The sequence below is a fragment of the Geminicoccus sp. genome (assembly GCF_035556675.1).
In the GTDB taxonomy this organism is placed as follows: Bacteria; Pseudomonadota; Alphaproteobacteria; order Geminicoccales; family Geminicoccaceae; genus Geminicoccus.
On record NZ_DATMFZ010000155.1, the window covers coordinates 1 to 15,784 of the forward strand.

General features: G+C 71.0%; 20 protein-coding genes. 7 read left to right on the forward strand and 13 right to left on the reverse strand.

Annotated elements, in window-relative coordinates; all coding sequences use genetic code 11:
• The 5 genes from VNS22_RS11575 to VNS22_RS11595 all read right to left on the reverse strand — a co-directional run.
• The coding region (locus tag VNS22_RS11575) for an amidohydrolase family protein (protein ID WP_325732542.1) at positions 1-394 on the reverse strand (394 nt) is incomplete at its 3' end.
• Positions 395-520: 126 nt separating this feature from the next.
• Positions 521-742, reverse strand: a complete 222-nt coding sequence (locus tag VNS22_RS11580) for a hypothetical protein (protein WP_325732544.1) — start codon at positions 740-742, stop codon at positions 521-523.
• Position 743: 1 nt separating this feature from the next.
• Positions 744-1,094: an amidohydrolase family protein gene (locus VNS22_RS11585; RefSeq protein WP_325732606.1), complete on the reverse strand. Its 351-nt coding sequence runs from the start codon at positions 1,092-1,094 to the stop codon at positions 744-746.
• 146 nt (positions 1,095-1,240) lie between these two features.
• Positions 1,241-1,855: a hypothetical protein gene (locus VNS22_RS11590; protein ID WP_325732546.1), complete on the reverse strand. Its 615-nt coding sequence runs from the start codon at positions 1,853-1,855 to the stop codon at positions 1,241-1,243.
• An 85-nt stretch (positions 1,856-1,940) separates the two neighbouring features.
• Positions 1,941-2,765, reverse strand: coding sequence for an SDR family oxidoreductase (locus VNS22_RS11595; protein ID WP_325732548.1), 825 nt, complete (start codon positions 2,763-2,765; stop codon positions 1,941-1,943).
• On the opposite strand from VNS22_RS11595, the gene VNS22_RS11600 reads away from it, so the two are divergent.
• Positions 2,764-3,387 (forward strand): hypothetical protein, encoded by a 624-nt coding sequence (locus VNS22_RS11600; protein ID WP_325732550.1) that lies wholly within the window; start codon positions 2,764-2,766, stop codon positions 3,385-3,387. The genes VNS22_RS11595 and VNS22_RS11600 overlap by 2 nt on opposite strands.
• 697 nt (positions 3,388-4,084) lie before the next feature.
• On the opposite strand, the gene VNS22_RS11605 is transcribed toward VNS22_RS11600, so the two are convergent.
• The 6 genes from VNS22_RS11605 to VNS22_RS11630 form a co-directional block, all read right to left on the reverse strand.
• Positions 4,085-4,735, reverse strand: coding sequence for a Smr/MutS family protein (locus VNS22_RS11605; RefSeq protein WP_325732552.1), 651 nt, complete (start codon positions 4,733-4,735; stop codon positions 4,085-4,087).
• Between the two features lie 11 nt (positions 4,736-4,746).
• The gene (locus VNS22_RS11610; RefSeq protein WP_325732554.1) at positions 4,747-5,442 is read right to left on the reverse strand and encodes a LutC/YkgG family protein; all 696 of its coding nucleotides are present in this window, start codon (positions 5,440-5,442) and stop codon (positions 4,747-4,749) included.
• On the reverse strand, positions 5,439-6,851 hold the full coding sequence (locus tag VNS22_RS11615; protein ID WP_325732556.1) for a LutB/LldF family L-lactate oxidation iron-sulfur protein: 1,413 nt from the start codon (positions 6,849-6,851) through the stop codon (positions 5,439-5,441). Before VNS22_RS11615 ends, VNS22_RS11610 begins: the two co-directional genes overlap by 4 nt.
• A 16-nt stretch (positions 6,852-6,867) precedes the next feature.
• Positions 6,868-7,656 carry a (Fe-S)-binding protein gene (locus VNS22_RS11620; protein WP_349261770.1) on the reverse strand — a complete coding sequence of 263 codons (789 nt, stop codon included), beginning with the start codon at positions 7,654-7,656 and terminating at the stop codon, positions 6,868-6,870.
• A gap of 71 nt (positions 7,657-7,727) precedes the next feature.
• Complete coding sequence (locus VNS22_RS11625; RefSeq protein WP_325732560.1) at positions 7,728-8,930, reverse strand: murein transglycosylase A; 1,203 nt, start codon at positions 8,928-8,930, stop codon at positions 7,728-7,730.
• Entirely contained in the window at positions 8,927-9,619 is a 693-nt protein-coding gene (locus VNS22_RS11630; protein ID WP_325732562.1) for a Tim44/TimA family putative adaptor protein, read from the reverse strand. Before VNS22_RS11630 ends, VNS22_RS11625 begins: the two co-directional genes overlap by 4 nt.
• A 177-nt stretch (positions 9,620-9,796) precedes the next feature.
• Here VNS22_RS11630 and VNS22_RS11635 point away from each other — a divergent pair, with 177 nt between their 5' ends.
• The 3 genes from VNS22_RS11635 to secB all read left to right on the forward strand — a co-directional run bounded on the left by VNS22_RS11635 (position 9,797) and on the right by secB (position 11,531).
• Positions 9,797-10,294, forward strand: coding sequence for an FxsA family protein (locus VNS22_RS11635; RefSeq protein ID WP_325732564.1), 498 nt, complete (start codon positions 9,797-9,799; stop codon positions 10,292-10,294).
• 10 nt (positions 10,295-10,304) lie between these two features.
• Complete coding sequence (locus tag VNS22_RS11640; protein WP_325732566.1) at positions 10,305-10,865, forward strand: histidine phosphatase family protein; 561 nt, start codon at positions 10,305-10,307, stop codon at positions 10,863-10,865.
• Positions 10,866-11,030: 165 nt separating this feature from the next.
• Entirely contained in the window at positions 11,031-11,531 is a 501-nt protein-coding gene (gene secB / locus VNS22_RS11645; protein ID WP_325732568.1) for a protein-export chaperone SecB, read from the forward strand.
• Between the two features lie 5 nt (positions 11,532-11,536).
• Here secB and VNS22_RS11650 read toward each other — a convergent pair whose 3' ends face one another.
• Together VNS22_RS11650 and VNS22_RS11655 are read right to left on the reverse strand one after the other, a co-directional pair.
• Positions 11,537-12,097 carry a TIGR00730 family Rossman fold protein gene (locus VNS22_RS11650; protein ID WP_325732569.1) on the reverse strand — a complete coding sequence of 187 codons (561 nt, stop codon included), beginning with the start codon at positions 12,095-12,097 and terminating at the stop codon, positions 11,537-11,539.
• Between the two features lie 41 nt (positions 12,098-12,138).
• Positions 12,139-13,014: a branched-chain amino acid aminotransferase gene (locus VNS22_RS11655; RefSeq protein ID WP_325732571.1), complete on the reverse strand. Its 876-nt coding sequence runs from the start codon at positions 13,012-13,014 to the stop codon at positions 12,139-12,141.
• Between the two features lie 174 nt (positions 13,015-13,188).
• Between VNS22_RS11655 and VNS22_RS11660 the strand changes: the two genes are divergently transcribed.
• The 3 genes from VNS22_RS11660 to VNS22_RS11670 are packed head-to-tail and all read left to right on the forward strand — an operon-like array spanning position 13,189 to position 15,725.
• Positions 13,189-13,671, forward strand: coding sequence for a MarR family winged helix-turn-helix transcriptional regulator (locus tag VNS22_RS11660; RefSeq protein WP_325732573.1), 483 nt, complete (start codon positions 13,189-13,191; stop codon positions 13,669-13,671).
• A gap of 12 nt (positions 13,672-13,683) precedes the next feature.
• On the forward strand, positions 13,684-14,379 hold the full coding sequence (locus VNS22_RS11665; RefSeq protein WP_325732575.1) for a response regulator transcription factor: 696 nt from the start codon (positions 13,684-13,686) through the stop codon (positions 14,377-14,379).
• On the forward strand, positions 14,370-15,725 hold the full coding sequence (locus VNS22_RS11670; RefSeq protein WP_325732577.1) for an ATP-binding protein: 1,356 nt from the start codon (positions 14,370-14,372) through the stop codon (positions 15,723-15,725). Before VNS22_RS11665 ends, VNS22_RS11670 begins: the two co-directional genes overlap by 10 nt.
• The last annotated feature ends 59 nt before the right edge of the window (positions 15,726-15,784 follow it).

Sequence of the window (15,784 nt, forward strand, 5' to 3'; positions counted from 1 at the left end):
GGTTGCTATCCCGCACGATGACGCCGCCTATCAGCACCGCAACTGCATCGAACGACGCTGCAACAGGCTCAAGCCATTCCGCCGCTTCGCCACCCGCTACGACCGATGAACCGTCCACTTCACCGGCTTCGTCCACCTCGCTGCCGCCATGATCTGGCTCCGTTGAAGGTCGATCCGGCCTAGGGTTAGAGAGAGACCGGTCCTGCTCCAGCACCACCAGGTCGGCTGGCTTGCCGGCCTCGAGAGAGCCGATCCGGTCCTCCCGGCCGAGCTGATGGACAGCTCCCATTCTGTTGGCATGCACCGCCTCCGCCACCTCCAGCCGCTCGTCCACAGGCTCCAGCAGGAGTGCGGTGTAGCCTTCGGGCGTGCCGTCGCCGACGATCTTCAGCACGCGCGCTTGCACCAGCTCGGTATGTGCGCTGGCGCAGCTCCTCGACGCCGGGCACGGCCTGCTCGATCGGCGGCCCCTTCATCATGTAGGAGGCGACCTCCCGGAACGGCAGCCGGCCTTCCCGCTCTAGATCGTTGTAGATCTCGATGATCGCACCCTGTCGTCGCCCACCGGCGGCACGCGGGCAGCGTAGATGCTGGTGATGCCGGCCGCGGCCGCCTTCGGGAGCCACCCCTCCAGCGGCTCCGCCATGGCCTCGACCGAGATCGGCCCGATCTTGTTCACCATCGACAGTGCCACGGCGACCTCGAGCACATGACCGGTCGGGTTTCCCTCGGCGTCGCGCACGTCATAGCTCGTAATAGCCGAAGCCGGGGATCGGGTCGGGCGTGTCGTGATCCGCGCCAGCCATCTCCAGCGCCTTGCTGTTCGCCCACATGCTGTGGTCGTCGATCACGAAGAAGAAGGCCGGCCGGTCCGGCACGATCCGGTCGAGATCTTCCTTGCCGGGCACCTGTGACGGGAACATGTCGACCCGCCGGCCGAAGCCGCGCAGCGTCCCGGTCGGATAGTCCTTCGCGAACCGGGCGATCGCGGCCAGGGTATCTTGAGGTCGGCACCGACGAACCGGCGGCGCGCCATGCCCGTCGGCACATCCAGGAACGCGGCGATCCTGTTTTCGGCTGAACTGTTGGAGAATTTTGCCTTCTCATTGCCTGCACCCGACGCTGTTGCGCACGGGTGGCCAGGACGATGGTCCTACCGGATGGCCATGCTCGACACCATGCGCCGAGCCGTGCTCCGGCCAGTCCCTCGCCCTTCGGCTGCCCCGGCAGCGGCCGGGCCTCAGGAGGCGTCCGGCACGATCGCCAGATTGTCGAACTCGAAACGGCCGACGCTCATCGCCACCAGCCCGACCGCATGGCCGGGCATGCCCGAGATCCGCGCAGTGCCGACCTGCTGGCCGTCGATCTCGAGCCGGAGGTCCTCGCCATCCGGCTCGATGCGCAGCCGGTGCCGTCCTTCCTTGCCCTCCGGCAGGGTACCGCTCAGGCGCGGGCGCATGCCCTCGGGCCCGCGCTGGAACAGCGCCCAGCGCTGCGCACCGGCGACGAACGCCAGGTAGCTGCGGCTGGCCTCGTCGTAGCGGTAGAGCAGGCCGGCGGCGGAGACCTTGCCCGGAAACTCCCCGCCGACATCGGCGGCGATCGCTGCACCTTCCGGCGACGCCCGCCCGTGCAGCGTCTCGATCCGGTAGAACTTGATCGCCGCCGCGTCGCTGCGGTTCTCGAGCTCGGCCACGCCGTTCGCGATCCGGAGCTCCCAGGTTCCGTCGCTGCCGGGCGTGAGGATGCCGTCCAGGGCCGGCCCGCCATCGAAGGTCTCGACCAGCGTTTCGGCACGCAGTGCCGGCGGGGCCAGGAGGAGAGCGGCGGCCAGGGCCAGCGGGAGGAGACGCATCGGCGGGTTCCGGCGCTGTGGATGTGATCAGAGGGTAGGTGAGCCGATCCGGCCCGGACGGCAAGCTCGGGAAGCAGGACCGGCGTCAGAAGCCACGGTCGGGCAGGGGGGTGGTCGGCAGATGCGGGTCGTCGGTGCAGCCCAGCACCATCTGGTCGTAGTCGATGTTGGACCCGGTCATCAGCCCGCTCTCGTCCGAGCTGAGGAAGGCCACCATCCGCGCCACCTCGGCGGGATCGATCAGCCGGCCGAACGGCCGGGCCTGGACCGCCCGCTCCAGCCAGTCGGGCGCCGCGTCGTGGAAGCGCTGCTGGATGCTGTGCTCGCCGGGCGTGTTCATCCAGCCGATGTTCAGCCCGTTGACCCGGATGCGGTCGGGCAGCAGCGCGTAGGCGACGTTGCGGGTGAGCACACCCAGCGCCCCCTTGCTCGCGGCATAGGCGGCCAGGAAGGACTGGCCGCCATGCCCCGACATCGACTGGATCGAGACGATCGTCCCGGCGATCCGCTCGCGGCGCATCAGGCGCGCCGCGTCCTGCATCAGGAAGAACGGTGCTCGGACGTTGATCGCGAACATCCGGTCGAACAGCTCGGGCTCCGTGTCGAGGATGGTGCCCCGGTCGGTGAGGGCCGCGGCATTCACCAGCGCGTGGAGCCGGCCGAACGCCTGGTCGGCCGTGGCGACCAGCGAGCGGGCCACCTCCAGTTCGCCCAGATCGCCCGCGACGAACCGGGTCGGGCAGCCACCGGCCGCCAGATCCCGGGCCACCGCCTCGCCCCGCTCCCGGTTGCGGCCCGAAAGCACCAGGCCGGCCGCCCCGCGCGCGGCGAATTCACGGGCGATGCACTCGCCCAGCCCCTGGGTCGCACCGGTGATGACGGCGACCCGCCCTGAAAGCGTCTGCTCCATGATCGTCTGCTCCCTGATCGCTGGCGGCCGAGCTTGGCTCCAGGCCATCCCGCCGAAGGGCGATGCGCGGTCCGCGCCGGCCCGACTTCGCGGCTACGCGAAGCATACGGGCTTGTCCAGCCCGGCATCGGCAAGGCGCTCGAATGATTTCAACGGGAGGACGCAAGTATCATTGCGCTGTCCTGAAAATTTGGCTGATGAGCCAGAGCTTACTCTGGCACTGGTAAACAAAACGTTCATCTTGCCGTTGTTTCCGGATGCCAATCGGCGGATAGTCTTCCGGCTAGCCGGGCAGCGGATGGTGCCGTTGCTGCAAAAGAGACACGATGGTGCACTTTCGCGAGAGGTGGGGTTGCTAACCCGATTAGATCGTATCAATTTGATGGCGTGCATCTTAACCGGAGTCCATCAGGTGGCTGGTATGGAAGTTGGTGACTCGATAACGAGGGCGTCGGTCCCGCTCCGTTCCGGAGGTCAGCCGAAGGATGCGGCCGGGCCGGCGCAGTTCCGCGTCGTGCACACCAGCGGCGAGACGGTCGTCGGCAGCGAGGCGGAGGCGAAGGCGCTGCTGTCCAAGCTGCCGGGTGCGCGCGTGTTCCGGCAGGAACCCGTCCGCCACTGAGGCCCAGCCCGGTACGAGCATGGGCATCGGCATCGGGCTGGACCGGCCAGGCGGTCGCCGCGGCTCTCCATTCCATCGCCGCTGCCCGTGACATTGTTCCTGACAGGCGGACACCCGGCGACGTACCCGTTGCCGGGTGAGCCGGCAGACCCGGGCGCCCCGCAGAGACTGCCTGGATAGCCGGAGCCGGCCGACGGGGAAGCGTCCCATCGAACTGTCGCCGGCCAGCATGTCCGGCGCTCCGGTCGGCCGAACCGCCGTCGTGGCTCCGCCGGGCCGGATGCGCGCCGTCAATGGCCGCCCGAGCACCCGCCAACGACGTTCGCGCGGCAGCGCTTCCGGCCTGGCCGTCGGCCTCTGCATCCGGGCACGATCCGTCAGCGATGCACTTCTCGAGAGCATGTTCCATCCGGCTCGACGTGATCCGCATGGCAAGCGTGCGCTCAACCCATCGAAGTTGGAGCAACTCTCTGGATCAGGTGATTCACCTGACCGGCAGGCGCTCCAGGTCCTGCAGGCACCAGGGTCTCGTTCGGGGTGGGGTGGTGGTGGAAGGCTGCCTTCGCGGAGGAGGCTGCCATTGTCCGTGCCGGGCCGCCTGGCGCCGAATGGCGTGTCATCAGCGTGGGTGGCAGGCCGGCAGGAGGCCGGCGATCCGGTCGGGCCGGCCTGCGCTCTCGCGGCTCCTGGATGCCGCTCAGCCGACCCGGCGGCGGCGGATCAGGACATAGAGCGCGCCGGCACCGCCATGGTGGATCCTGGCCTGGGCATAGGTCAGGACCTTGTCGCGCATCGGGATCTCGTCCAGCCAGCGCGGCGTCATGGTGCGCAGGATGCCGACATCGCCGCTGCCGCGACCGGTGATCACCAGCACGCAGCGCGAGCCCACCCGCCAGGCATGGTCGATGAACGCGGCCAGGCGGTCATAGGCGGCGATCTGGGTCAGGCCGTGCAGGTCCAGGCGCGCCTCCACGATCATCTCGCCGCGGTGGAGGCGCTGCCAGGTGCGGCGGTCCAGGTCGACCGGGCCGCTGCGGTCGGCCCGCCGCGTGACCGGGCGCTCGGCGACAGGCCGTGCCGGTGGCAGCGGGCGCGGCCAGGACGGCTGGGGCGGGGGTGGGGTCCTGTTCTCCGCGGGACCCGCCGGCTGCTTTCCGGTCCTGCCGGCCTTGGCCCGTGCGGGAGCCGGTCCGGGCGGTACCGTCGCGGCTGGTGCGGTTGGGACGGCGGCAGGCGGGGCCACCGGCCGCGCGGCCTCCGCCGCGTCGCGGGGCAAAGGAGCCACGTCCTTGACGTAGTTGCGCCAGAGCGCCGCCTCGTCGGCGGAAGGAAGGCGGGGCCGGCGCATCTGTTCGGGGCTCAGCCGGCCTGGAGATCGTCGACGAGCAGGATGGCCAGCCGCCGCGGCCCGTGCGCGCCCAGCTCCAGTCTCTGCGCGATGTCGCCGGTCCGGGACGGGCCGGTGATGAAGTTGACCGACCGCGGCGGGCTGCCCAGCTCGCGGCGCAGCTCCCGCCAGGCCTGCTCATAGGCGCCGAAGACGCGGGCGCTCGGCAGCACCACCAGGCTGTTCTCCGGCAGGAAGGCCAGGAGGGTCGGGCGCTCCGCGGCCGAGCACAGCATCAGCGTGCCGGTCTCGGCCACCCCGGCAAAGGCCAGGGTGAGGCCCGCCTGGTCGTGCTCGTCGGCATCGCCGAACCGCACGCGCAGGAGCGGCTGGCTGGCGAAGCCGGCAGCCTGCAGCACCGGATCCGGTGCGATCACCAGCTTCTGCGGCAGGTTGTGCCGGCGCAGGATGGCACTGGCGGCGGCGGGCACGTCTGCCATGCGCGCCACGCGCTCGACCTCCGCCTGGACGTTGCGCGCCATGGTGGTGAACAGCTCGATCCGGTCCTCCAGGTCGAGCTGGCCGCGCGCCGGGATCAGGTTCGGGGCCGGGTGGAACACGCGCCGCTCGACCGTGGCGATCGCCGCCGCCTCGTCCTCGGGCGAGCGGCGGTACACGTCGCGCAGCCGGCCGAGGATGGCCGCGCGGCGGCCCTCGTTGTCGCTCATGGACGGCTCCTCTGCCGCTGCCGCCACTGCTGCATGAAGGTCCGGCCCTGCGGTGCCGGCAGGTCGCGGCTGACCGTCCAGCCCTCCGCCAGCGGCAGGCTGGCGAACCGGCCGCGCTTCTTGCCGAGCCGGCCGAGCACGCCCATCGCCAGCCGGGTCGCCAGCCGGTAGAGCGCCGGCCGCCTGGCGAAGAAGCCCCAGGTGCCCAGGCCATAGCGCACGGTGGACGGCACCAGCTGGCGCTTGAACTGCTCCTCGCGCCAGTGGCGCATCAGGTTGGGCAGCGGGATGCGCACCGGGCAGACTTCCTCGCAGCGCCCGCAGAAGGTCGATGCGTTCGGCAGGGTATGGGCGCTCTCGATCCCCACGAATTGCGGGGTCAGCACCGAGCCCATCGGGCCGACATAGACCCAGCCATAGGCATGGCCGCCGGCGGCCAGGTAGACCGGGCAGTTGTTCATGCAGGCGCCACAGCGGATGCAGCGCAGCATGTCCTGGAACTTCGAGCCGATCATGCCGGTGCGGCCATTGTCCAGCAGCACCACGTGGAACTGCTCCGGCCCGTCCAGGTCGCCCTGGCGCTTCGGCCCGGTCATCACGGTCGTGTAGGCCGAGAATTCCTGGCCGGTCGCCGAGCGCGCCAGCACGCGCAGGAGGGTGAAGGCGTCCTCCATGGAGGGGATCACCTTCTCCAGGCTGGCGATCACCACGTGGACCTTGGGCAGGCCCTGCGTCAGCTCCGCATTGCCCTCGTTGGTCACGGTGATCGCCGAGCCGGTCTCGGCGATCAGGAAGTTCGCCCCGGTGATGCCGACATCGGCCTGCAGGTATTTCTGGCGCAGCACGGTGCGCGCCTGGCCCACCAGCTCGGTCGGATCGTCGGTGCGCGGCAGGCCGTGGGTCTGCTCGAACAGGTCGGCCACCTGGTCCTTAGTCAGGTGGACGGCCGGCCCCACCAGATGCGAGGGCGGCTCCTTGCGCAGCTGGATGATGTACTCGCCGAGATCGGTCTCGACCGGCGTGATCCCGGCCGCCTCCAGATGGTCGTTGAGGCCGATCTCCTCGGCGATCATCGACTTGGACTTGGTGACCGTCTTCGCACCCGCGCTCTCGCAGATCTCCTGGATGATCCGCCGGGCCTCCGCGGCGTCGCGCGCCCAGTGCACCTGGCCGCCTGCGTCCAGGACCCGGGCCTCGAAGGCCTCCAGGTAGAAGTCCAGGTTGGCCAACGCATGGTTCTTGATGTCGCGCGCCTGGTCGCGGAGCTGCTCGAATTCCGGCAGGCGGTCGGCCGCCAGGATGCGGCCGCGCTGCCAGCCGGTCTTGATGCCGCCAAGGGCGGTCTGCAGGTTCGGGTCGGCGAGGGCCGCCGCTGCCTTGGACTGGAAGGCGAGGCTGGTGGGCTGCATGGCAGGGGCTTCTCCTTCAGGCGCCGGCTGGCCGGCCGATCGGCGGCGCGTCCAGCTCGCCGGCCAAAACCTCGGCGACGTGGCGCACCTCGACCGCACTGCCGCGCCTGGCCAGCCGCCCGGCCATGTTCATCAGGCAGCCGAGATCGCCCGCGAGCAGGAGGTCCGCCCCGGTGCCCTCGATGTCCGCTGCCTTGTTGTCGACCATCTTGGTCGAGACCTGCGGGTATTTCACGCAGAACGTCCCGCCGAACCCGCAGCAGACCTCGGGCTCCTTCATCTCGGTGACCGTCAGGCCGGCGACACCCTCCAGCAGGAGGCGCGGCTGGCGCTTGATCTTCAGCTCGCGCAAGCCGGCACAGCTGTCGTGATAGGTGGCATGGCGCTCCAGCTGCGCCGGCACGGCCCGGACCCCCAGCACGTCGACCAGGAAGCTCACCAGCTCGTGGCAGCGGCCGGCGAATTCCTTGGCGCGCGCGGCGGTGGCGGGATCGTCCTCGAACAGGTCCGGCACATGGGTGCGCAGCATCCCGGCACAGGAGCCGGACGGCGCCACCACGTAGTCATAGCCCTCGAAGGCGTCGATCAGTCCCCGCACCAGCGCCTCGGTGGTGGCGCGGTCCCCAGAATTGAAGGCGGGCTGGCCGCAGCAGGTCTGGGCCTCGGGCACCTCGACCGTGCAGCCGGCATCCTCCAGCAGCTTCACCGCGGCAAAGCCCACCGATGGCCGGAACAGGTCGACGAGGCAGGTCACGAACAGGCCCACCCGGGGGCCGGGACGAGGGGATGATTCGGCGGAGTTCATGAAGCGACCTTAGAGCCTTTTGCGCAGGCGCGGAACGCCGGGACTGGACGAGGGACGGGCAGCCACGGCACTCAGCTCGTGGGCGCCGCGGCCTTGGGCAGCAGGATCCACATGCGCCCCTGGCTCTTCATCGGCCCGGCGATCCGCTCGGCCGTGGGCCCCACGCCCAGGAACAGGTCGGCCCGCACCGCACCCTTGATCGCACCGCCCGTGTCCTGGGCCACCGCGAGAGTGCGCAACGGCGCACCGCCGACCTCGGGCGGCAGGTGGGTGTCCAGCCACATGGGCGCCCCCAGCGGCCAGATCGAGCGGTCCACCGCCAGCGAATGCCCAGCGGTCAGCGGGATGCCCAGCGCACCCGGGGCACCCTGATCGTCCGGCAGGTCGGGCAGGGGCTGGAAGAACACGTAGGACGGGTTGCGCCACATCAGCGCCTCCGCCTGGTCCGGATGCGCCTCCAGCCAGGCCCGGATCGTCTGCAGCGACACCTCGTCCTTGCTGAGTTCGCCGGACGCCACCAGCTCGCGGCCGATCGCGTGGTACAGCCGGCCGTTCTGGTCGGCATAGCCGATGCGCTGCACCGTGCCGTCCGGAAGCCGCACCCGGCCGGAGCCCTGGATCTGCAGGAAGAACTTGCCGATCGGGTCGTCGACCCAGAGCAGTTCCAGCTGCTGGTCGCTGAGCGCACCCTGGTCGATCGCGGCACGGTCGGGATAGAGCACCAGCCTGCCGTTCTCGACCCGGCCGGCCACGCGCCGGCCCTGGAGGTCCTCGGCGAACTGGCCCAGGTCCACGGTCACCAGGTCGGCCGGCCTCGCGTGCAGCGGGATGCGGAAGCGTTCCGAGGGCTCGCGGGAGCCTTCGAGCACCGGCTCGTAATAGCCGGTGATCAATCCCTCGGGCTTGCCGCCATCGGTGATCGCGAACGGCTGGAACCAGGCCTCGAAGAAGGTCTGCGCCGAGGCGTCACCTGTGGGCGTGATCCGGGCTTGCCGGCAGGCGTCCTGCCAGGCCGACAGCTTGCCGGCGAAGTCCTTGCCGCCGAACCGGGCATCGGGATCCGCCTGCTCGATCCGGCCGCAGCCCGCGACGAAGGCACGCAGCGCCGCGGACGGGCTGGTGCCGGGCCAGCCGGCCAGCTCGGTGAACGCGGCGGGCTTCAGCGCCATGCCGGGCTCGGGCTTGGGCGGCTCGGCGGCACAGGCGCCGAGCAGCAGGACGGCACCTGCCAGGAGCCGGCGGGCCGGAGCGTGCAGCCGGGACGGCACGGTCATTCCGGGGTGGCGGTTTCGGCGAGCAGCCAGTTGGGGTCGGGCGAGCGGACCGGGCGCTCGAACGTCCAGAGATCGACCACCTCCTCCGGGCGGGCCGGGTCGCCGGCGATCGGGCGACCGGCCGCATCGCGGGTCACGTTGATCTGCCGGCTGACGAACCGCAGCGTCACCCGGGCGATGCCGTTCTGCACCGCGGCTTCCACCAGCTCGCTGGCCGGCTCGGCCATGATCTCCGTCTCCAGCCGCTCGCCTGCAGCGTCGCGCTGATCGATCGCGGCTTTGAAGTTGCGGAACACCTGGTCCGACAGGAGCGGGCGCAGGGCCGCCAGGTCGCCGCGCGCGAACGCGTCGACGATCATGCCGAAGGCGCTCTTGGCGCCGGTCATGAACCCGGTGAGGTCGAAGCCCGGATCGGCCGCACGCAGGGCGGCGAGGCCGGTGCCGTCGGCCACCGTCTCGGCCGGGGCCGGCGGCACGTCCGCCGGGCGGCCGCGCCGGTCCGGCAGCGGCACGACATTGTCGCCCTGACCGGCCTTCTCCGCGGCGCGCGCCCGCGCCTCCTGCTCGCGCTCCAGGGGATGCCGCTCGAGACCGGTCCGACGTCCCAGCACGCTGCGCAGCCGGTAGGCGATGAACGCCGCCACCATCGCGAAGAAGAGGATGTCGATGTAGGCGAAACCGTCGGACATGATACCTGTTCGTTGAACGTGGCGGGAGTGCAGCGCCCGCCAGACCGTTCCAATGGGCGCACCGGTCCGCCGGAACGATGGCGCCGCGATGGATCGGCCATCGTAGGCGAACCGCCGTGGATGGACCCGGCTCACTCCATCATATATGTCGTCATCGCCGAAGACAAAGCGCCAGCCTTGCCGATCCGATTACTCCGCTTCCTGCCGCTCGCCTGGTTCATCCTGGAGGTCGTCGTCCTGATCGAGGTCGGCCAGGAGATCGGCGCGCTCGCCACCGTGGGCCTGCTGCTGCTGGCCGCCGTGCTGGGCAGCCTCCTGATCCGCCATGCGGGCCTGAGCGTGCTGGCCTCGATGGTGGGGCCGGATCCCGGCGGGCGCACCACGCTGGAACGGATGCAGGCCGCCGGCTGGAAGGTGGCGGCGGGCTTCCTCCTGATCCTGCCGGGCTTCGCCAGCGACGTCGTCGCCCTGCTCCTGTGCCTGCCGCCGGTGCGAAAGCTGCTGGCGGGCCTCTTGCCGCAGCCGCGCGTGACGCGCCGGAGCGTGATCGAGGGCGAGTTCCACGAGGTCGACCCGGTGCCGGACGGCACGCTGGCGCCGCCACCCGAGGACGGCCCGCACCCGGCCGGTCCGGACGACCGCCCGCGCAATCCCTGGTCCGGGCCGGGCGGCTGACCTCCCGGCGATGCTGCTGATCCGCCACGCCCAGTCCGAGTGGAATCTCCGCTTCAGCCGCACCCGGATCGATGCCGGCCCGCCCGACCCGGTGCTCACCCCGGCCGGGCGGGAGCAGGCCAGGGCAGCCGCCGCCCTGCTCGCCGGGCTGCCGCCGATCCGGACGATCGTCGCCAGCCCCTATCGCCGCTGCCTGGAAACCGCCGTCCTGATCGCGGACCGGATCGGAGTCCCGGTGCGGGTCGATGCCCTGGTGCGCGAGCGCTGCGCCTTTTCCTGCGACCGCGGCTCGCCGCCCGGCCTGCTCGGCCGCCTCTGGCCGGAACTCGCCTTCGACCATCTGGACGAATCCTGGTGGGGCCGGGCGATCGAGAGCCAGCCGAGCATCCGGCGCCGGGCGGCCGAGTTCCGCGATCTGGCCCGCACCTGGCCGGACCAGGAGCGGGCCCTGGTCGTGACCCATTGGGGATTCCTGCGCGCACTCACCGGGCTCGAGGTCGAGAACGGCACGCTGGTGCGCTATGATCCGACGAGCGGTGTCGCGTGCGAGGAAGCGGTCGTGCCGGCCTGAGCGCTGCCGGCAGGCCGGCAATCAGGCCCCTGCCGGCAGGCGGCAATCAGGCGTCGCCCCTGCCGGCACCCTCTGCTAGGAAGCGCCGCGACGGCGCCGGGACCCGTTTCCCGGCGTGAGCACCTTTGCCATAGCCACGGGACCATCCCGGATGGAGCCGATCTGATGAGTGACGAGACCCCCGCCAACGGCCAGGCCGGGCAGGCCCAGCAGCAGGCCCCGCGCCTGTCCATCGTCCTGCAGTACATCAAGGACATCTCGTTCGAGAACCCGAAGGCGCCGGCGGGGCTGCAGAGCAACGTCCGGCCCGAGATCCAGATCAAGGTCGACACCCGCGCCACCCAGGTCAGCAACGAGGGCCATTACGAGGTCCTGATCGACCTGGAGGTCGAGGCCAAGGCGTCCGGCGACACGATCTTCCTGCTGGAGCTGGACTATGCCGGCGTGTTCCAGATCGCGAACATCCCGCCGGACAGCCTGCAGCCGCTGCTCATGATCGAGTGCCCGCGCCTCCTGTTCCCGTTCGCGCGGCGGATCGTGGCCGACATGACCCGGGACGGCGGCTTCCCGCCGCTCATGATCGACCCGATCGACTTCGTGACCCTCTACCGCCAGCGTCTGGCGGCGGCGAGCCAGGGCGCGCAGGCGGACAACGCGACCGCCTGAACCGGTCAGGGAGTGCCGGTCGGGGGCAGGTCCGGGGGCTGGGATGCGGCGAGCAGTTCCAGCGCCTCCTCGACCCCGCCGGCGACGGTGGCGAGCGCCAGGGCGGCGGGCTCGGCGAAGCCTTCCTCGATCACGTGGCGGGCCAGCTCCAGCCAGGGCGTCCAGAACCGGCCGGTCCGGTCGAGCAGCACGATCGGCTTGCGGTGCTCGTCGAGCTGCTTGAGCGTCATGACGTCCAGCAGCTCGTCGATCGTGCCGAAGCCGCCGGGCAGGACCAGGTAGCCGTCCGCCCCGTCGATCAGCAGCCGCTTGCGCTCGAACATGGTGTCGACCACGTCCAGCCGCTGCAGGCCGGGCATGGCGACCTCGCGGCCGACCAGGTGCCGGGTGATGATGCCGTGGACCTCGCCGCCGTGCTCCAGCACCGCCTGGGCGACGATCCCCATCAGGCCGACATGGCCGCCGCCATAGACGAGCCCCCAGCCGCGCCGGCCGATCGCCTGGCCGAGCTCGGCGGTCAGTTCGGCATGGACCGGATCGCGGCCGGGGCGCGAGCCGCAGAACACTGCGACCCGGCGCCGTCCCCCCGGCCCGGCCGTGACGGCGTTCAGGCCGCCGCCTTCGCGTGGCCGCGGGTCGCCGCGTGGAAGTCCTCCAGGAGCTGGCGGGTGAGGGGACCCACCTCGTAGGTCAGCTCGTCGATCGCGCGTACCGGAGTGATCTCGGCGGCCGTGCCGGTCACGAAGATCTCCTGGGCGTTCGCCAGCTCCTCCGGCTTGATGTGCCGCTCGATCACCTCGATGCCGCGCGCCTTGGCCAGGCCGATCACCGTGCGCCTCGTGATGCCGTTCAAAAAGCAGTCGGCGATCGGCGTGTGCAGCTTGCCGCCCATCACCAGGAAGATGTTGGCGCCGGTGGTCTCGGCGACATAGCCGCGATAATCCAGCATCAGCGCGTCGCCGAAGCCCTTGGCCTCGGCGGCGTGCTTGCAGATCGTGCAGATCATGTAGAGCCCGGCGGCCTTGGCATGCACCGGGGCGGTGTTCGGCGCCGGGCGGTCATAGACCGCGCGGGTCAGGCGCAGGTCGGAGTAGTAGGCACCCCACTCCCAGACCGCGATCGCCAAGTGGATCTTGGACGCCTGCGCCGCCACGCCCATCATCTCGCTGCCGCGCCAGGCGATCGGCCGGACATAGCAGTCGGACAGGCCGTTCTTGGCGATCGTGGCGTTGGTTGCCTCGTCGATCTGCTCGACCGTCCAGGGGATCTCGAAGCCCAGCACGCGGCCGCTGTCGATCAGCCGCTGGCTGTGCTCGCGCAGCTTGAACACCTTGCCGCCATAGGCGCGCTCGCCCTCGAACACCGAGCTGCCATAGTGCAGGCCGTGGGTCAGCACGTGCAGCCTGGCATCGCGCCACGGTACCATCTCGCCGTCGTACCAGATCCAGCCGTCGCGGTCGTGGTAAGGAATCAGCGCTGCCATGGTGGGCGAACCTCGGTGTCATCGGGCGTGGATCGGCGGGGCGTCATGCTCCGGCGATCGTCCGGGCGCGCTATCATCGGAGGTCCCGGGATGTCAACGCAACCGGGTACGTGCTACCCGGGTGATGCGGGCCGATCGACGCGGGCGGGCCACCCTAAGAAGACGCAAGGGCAGATGAGCAGCGGCAACCCCCTGTTCCTCAGGGACGAGGACCTGGACGAGGCGATCCTGATGATCGAGCGGGCGCAGCGCCTGGTGGCGGCCGATGTGGCCGATCCGCTCGCCGGGCATGGCCTGGGCGCCACCCATGACCTGGTGCTGCGCCTGGTGGCCCGCCGGCCGGGCGTGACCATGGCCGAGCTGCGCCGCCAGATCGCCGCCAGCAAGCAGACCCTTTCCCGCGTGCTGGCCGAACTGGAGGCGCGCGGGCTGGTGGTGCTGGAGCAGCGCGCCGAGGACCGGCGCCAGCGTCCGGCCCGGGTGACGGAGGCCGGGCAGGCGGCCCTGGCCGAGCTCGACCAGCAGCGCCGCCGCCGGCTCCGCCGCGCCTTCCGTGCGGCGGGACCCGAGGCGGTGGGCGGCTTTCGCCGGGTGCTGGCCGTCCTGCTCGACCCGGAGCCGGCCGGACGCGGCGCCGGCCGGGCGCTGGCAGGGTAGGCGGGGTCCCGGATGAGCGAGGCCGGCGAACGGCATCTGCTGGTGGTGGACGACGATCCCCGCCTGCGCCAGCTCCTCCAGCGCTTCCTGATGGGCGAGGGCTATCGCGTCTCGGTCGCCCAGGATCTCGCCGAGGCGCGCCATGCGCTCGAGACGGTGATGTTCGACCTGATCGTGCTGGACGTGATGCTGCCCGACGGCGACGGGGTCGGCTTCACCGCCGAACTGCGCCGCCACCGCGACCTGCCGGTGCTGCTGCTCACCGCTCGCGGCGAGCCCGACGACCGGATCGCCGGGCTGGAGGCGGGGGCGGAGGACTATCTGGCCAAGCCGTTCGAGCCGCGCGAGCTGGCGCTCCGCATCGCCACCATCCTGCGCCGCAGCCGCCCGCCGGCCGGCGAGCCGCTGCCGATCGGCCATCTGCGCTACGATCCGGTCGCGCGCGAGCTGTTCGACGAAGCGGGGCCGGTGCGCCTGACCGAGGGCGAGACCGCGCTGATCGACTTCCTGGCGGCACGCGCCGATCGCTCGCTCACCCGCTTCGAGATCGCGACCGGGGTCGGGCTGGACGGGACCGACCGGGCGGTGGACGTGGCGGTCACCCGCCTGCGCCGCAAGATCGAGCTGGATCCGAAGGCGCCGCGCCTGCTCGTGACCGTGCGCGGCGAGGGCTACATGCTCAAGACCGGGACCGACCGGTGGCCGTGACCGCGGCACCCCGCCAGGGAGGGCGCCGGCCCGCTCGCGGGGTCATGCCGCGCTCGCTGTTCGGCCGCTCGCTGCTGATCGTGCTCCTGCCGCTGATCATCCTGCAGCTCGTGATCGTCTATGTCTTCTACGTGCGCCACTGGGACACCGTCACCCGCTGGCTGGCGTTGGGTCTGGCCGGCGAGACCGCACTGGTCGCTGACCTGATCGAGCAGACCCCGCCCCCTGAACGGGCGGCGCTGCTGGAGCTGGCGCGGAAGCGGACCGGGCTGGCCCTGTCCTTCCAGCCGAACGCCGATCTCGCCGAGGCGGCGGCGCTGGCCGGCATCGACGATCGCGACGTGCCCGCCACCATTCGCGAAGTGTTCAACGAGAAGGTCAAGCGGCCGTTCCGCCTCGACCTGCGCGTCGGCCAGGATGACCGGGTCGCCGTCTGGGTCGCGACCGATGGCGGCATCCTGCGCGTCCTGGGCGAGCGCAAGCGCCTCACCAGCACGACCACCACTTTGTTCATGTTCTGGATGGTCGGCGCGTCGCTGGTGCTGGTGGTGATCGCCATCTACTTCCTGAGCCGCCAGGTCCGGCCGATCCGCCGGCTCGCCGAGGCCGCCGACAGCTTCGGCAAGGGCCGTGACATCGGCGACTTCCGGCTGGAGGGCGCCACCGAGATCCGCCGGGCCGGCCATGCCTTCAACCTGATGCGCCAGCGCATCCTGCGCTTCATGCACCAGCGCACCGACATGCTGGCGGCGGTCAGCCACGACCTGCGCACCCCGCTCACCCGGATGAAGTTGGAGCTGGCGATGATGCCCAAGCACCAGCCAGGCGTGGCCGACCTGATGAGCGACGTCGAGGAGATGCAGCGCCTGATCGACGCCTATCTGAGCTTCGCCCGCGGCGAGGGGCGCGAGGTGCCGGAGCTGGTCGATCTCCAGGCGGTGCTGGTGGAGATGGCCGAGCGGGCCAGGCGGGCCGGGGCCTTCGTCGAGCTCCAGCCGGGGCCCGAGACCCGCCTGCCGCTGCGCCCGGTGGCGATCCGCTCCTGCCTGGCCAACCTGGTGGACAATGCCGTGCGCCACGGCCAGCGCATCGCGCTCAGCCTGCAGCTGGGTGTCCACTACGTCACCATCCATGTCGACGATGACGGGCCGGGCATCCCGGCCGAGCAGCGCGAGCAGGCGTTCCAGCCCTTCAAGCGGCTGGACCCGTCCCGGCGGCGCGCCACCGGCGGGGTGGGGCTGGGTCTGACCATCGCCCGCGACGTGGCGCTGGCCCATGGCGGCGACATCGAGATGGACAATTCGCCGCTGGGCGGCCTGCGGGTCAGCCTGCGCCTGCCGCGCTGAGCCGCAGGCCGGCTTGTCGCCCAACCCGCCGCCGACTACATCCGCAGGCGAATTTCCGC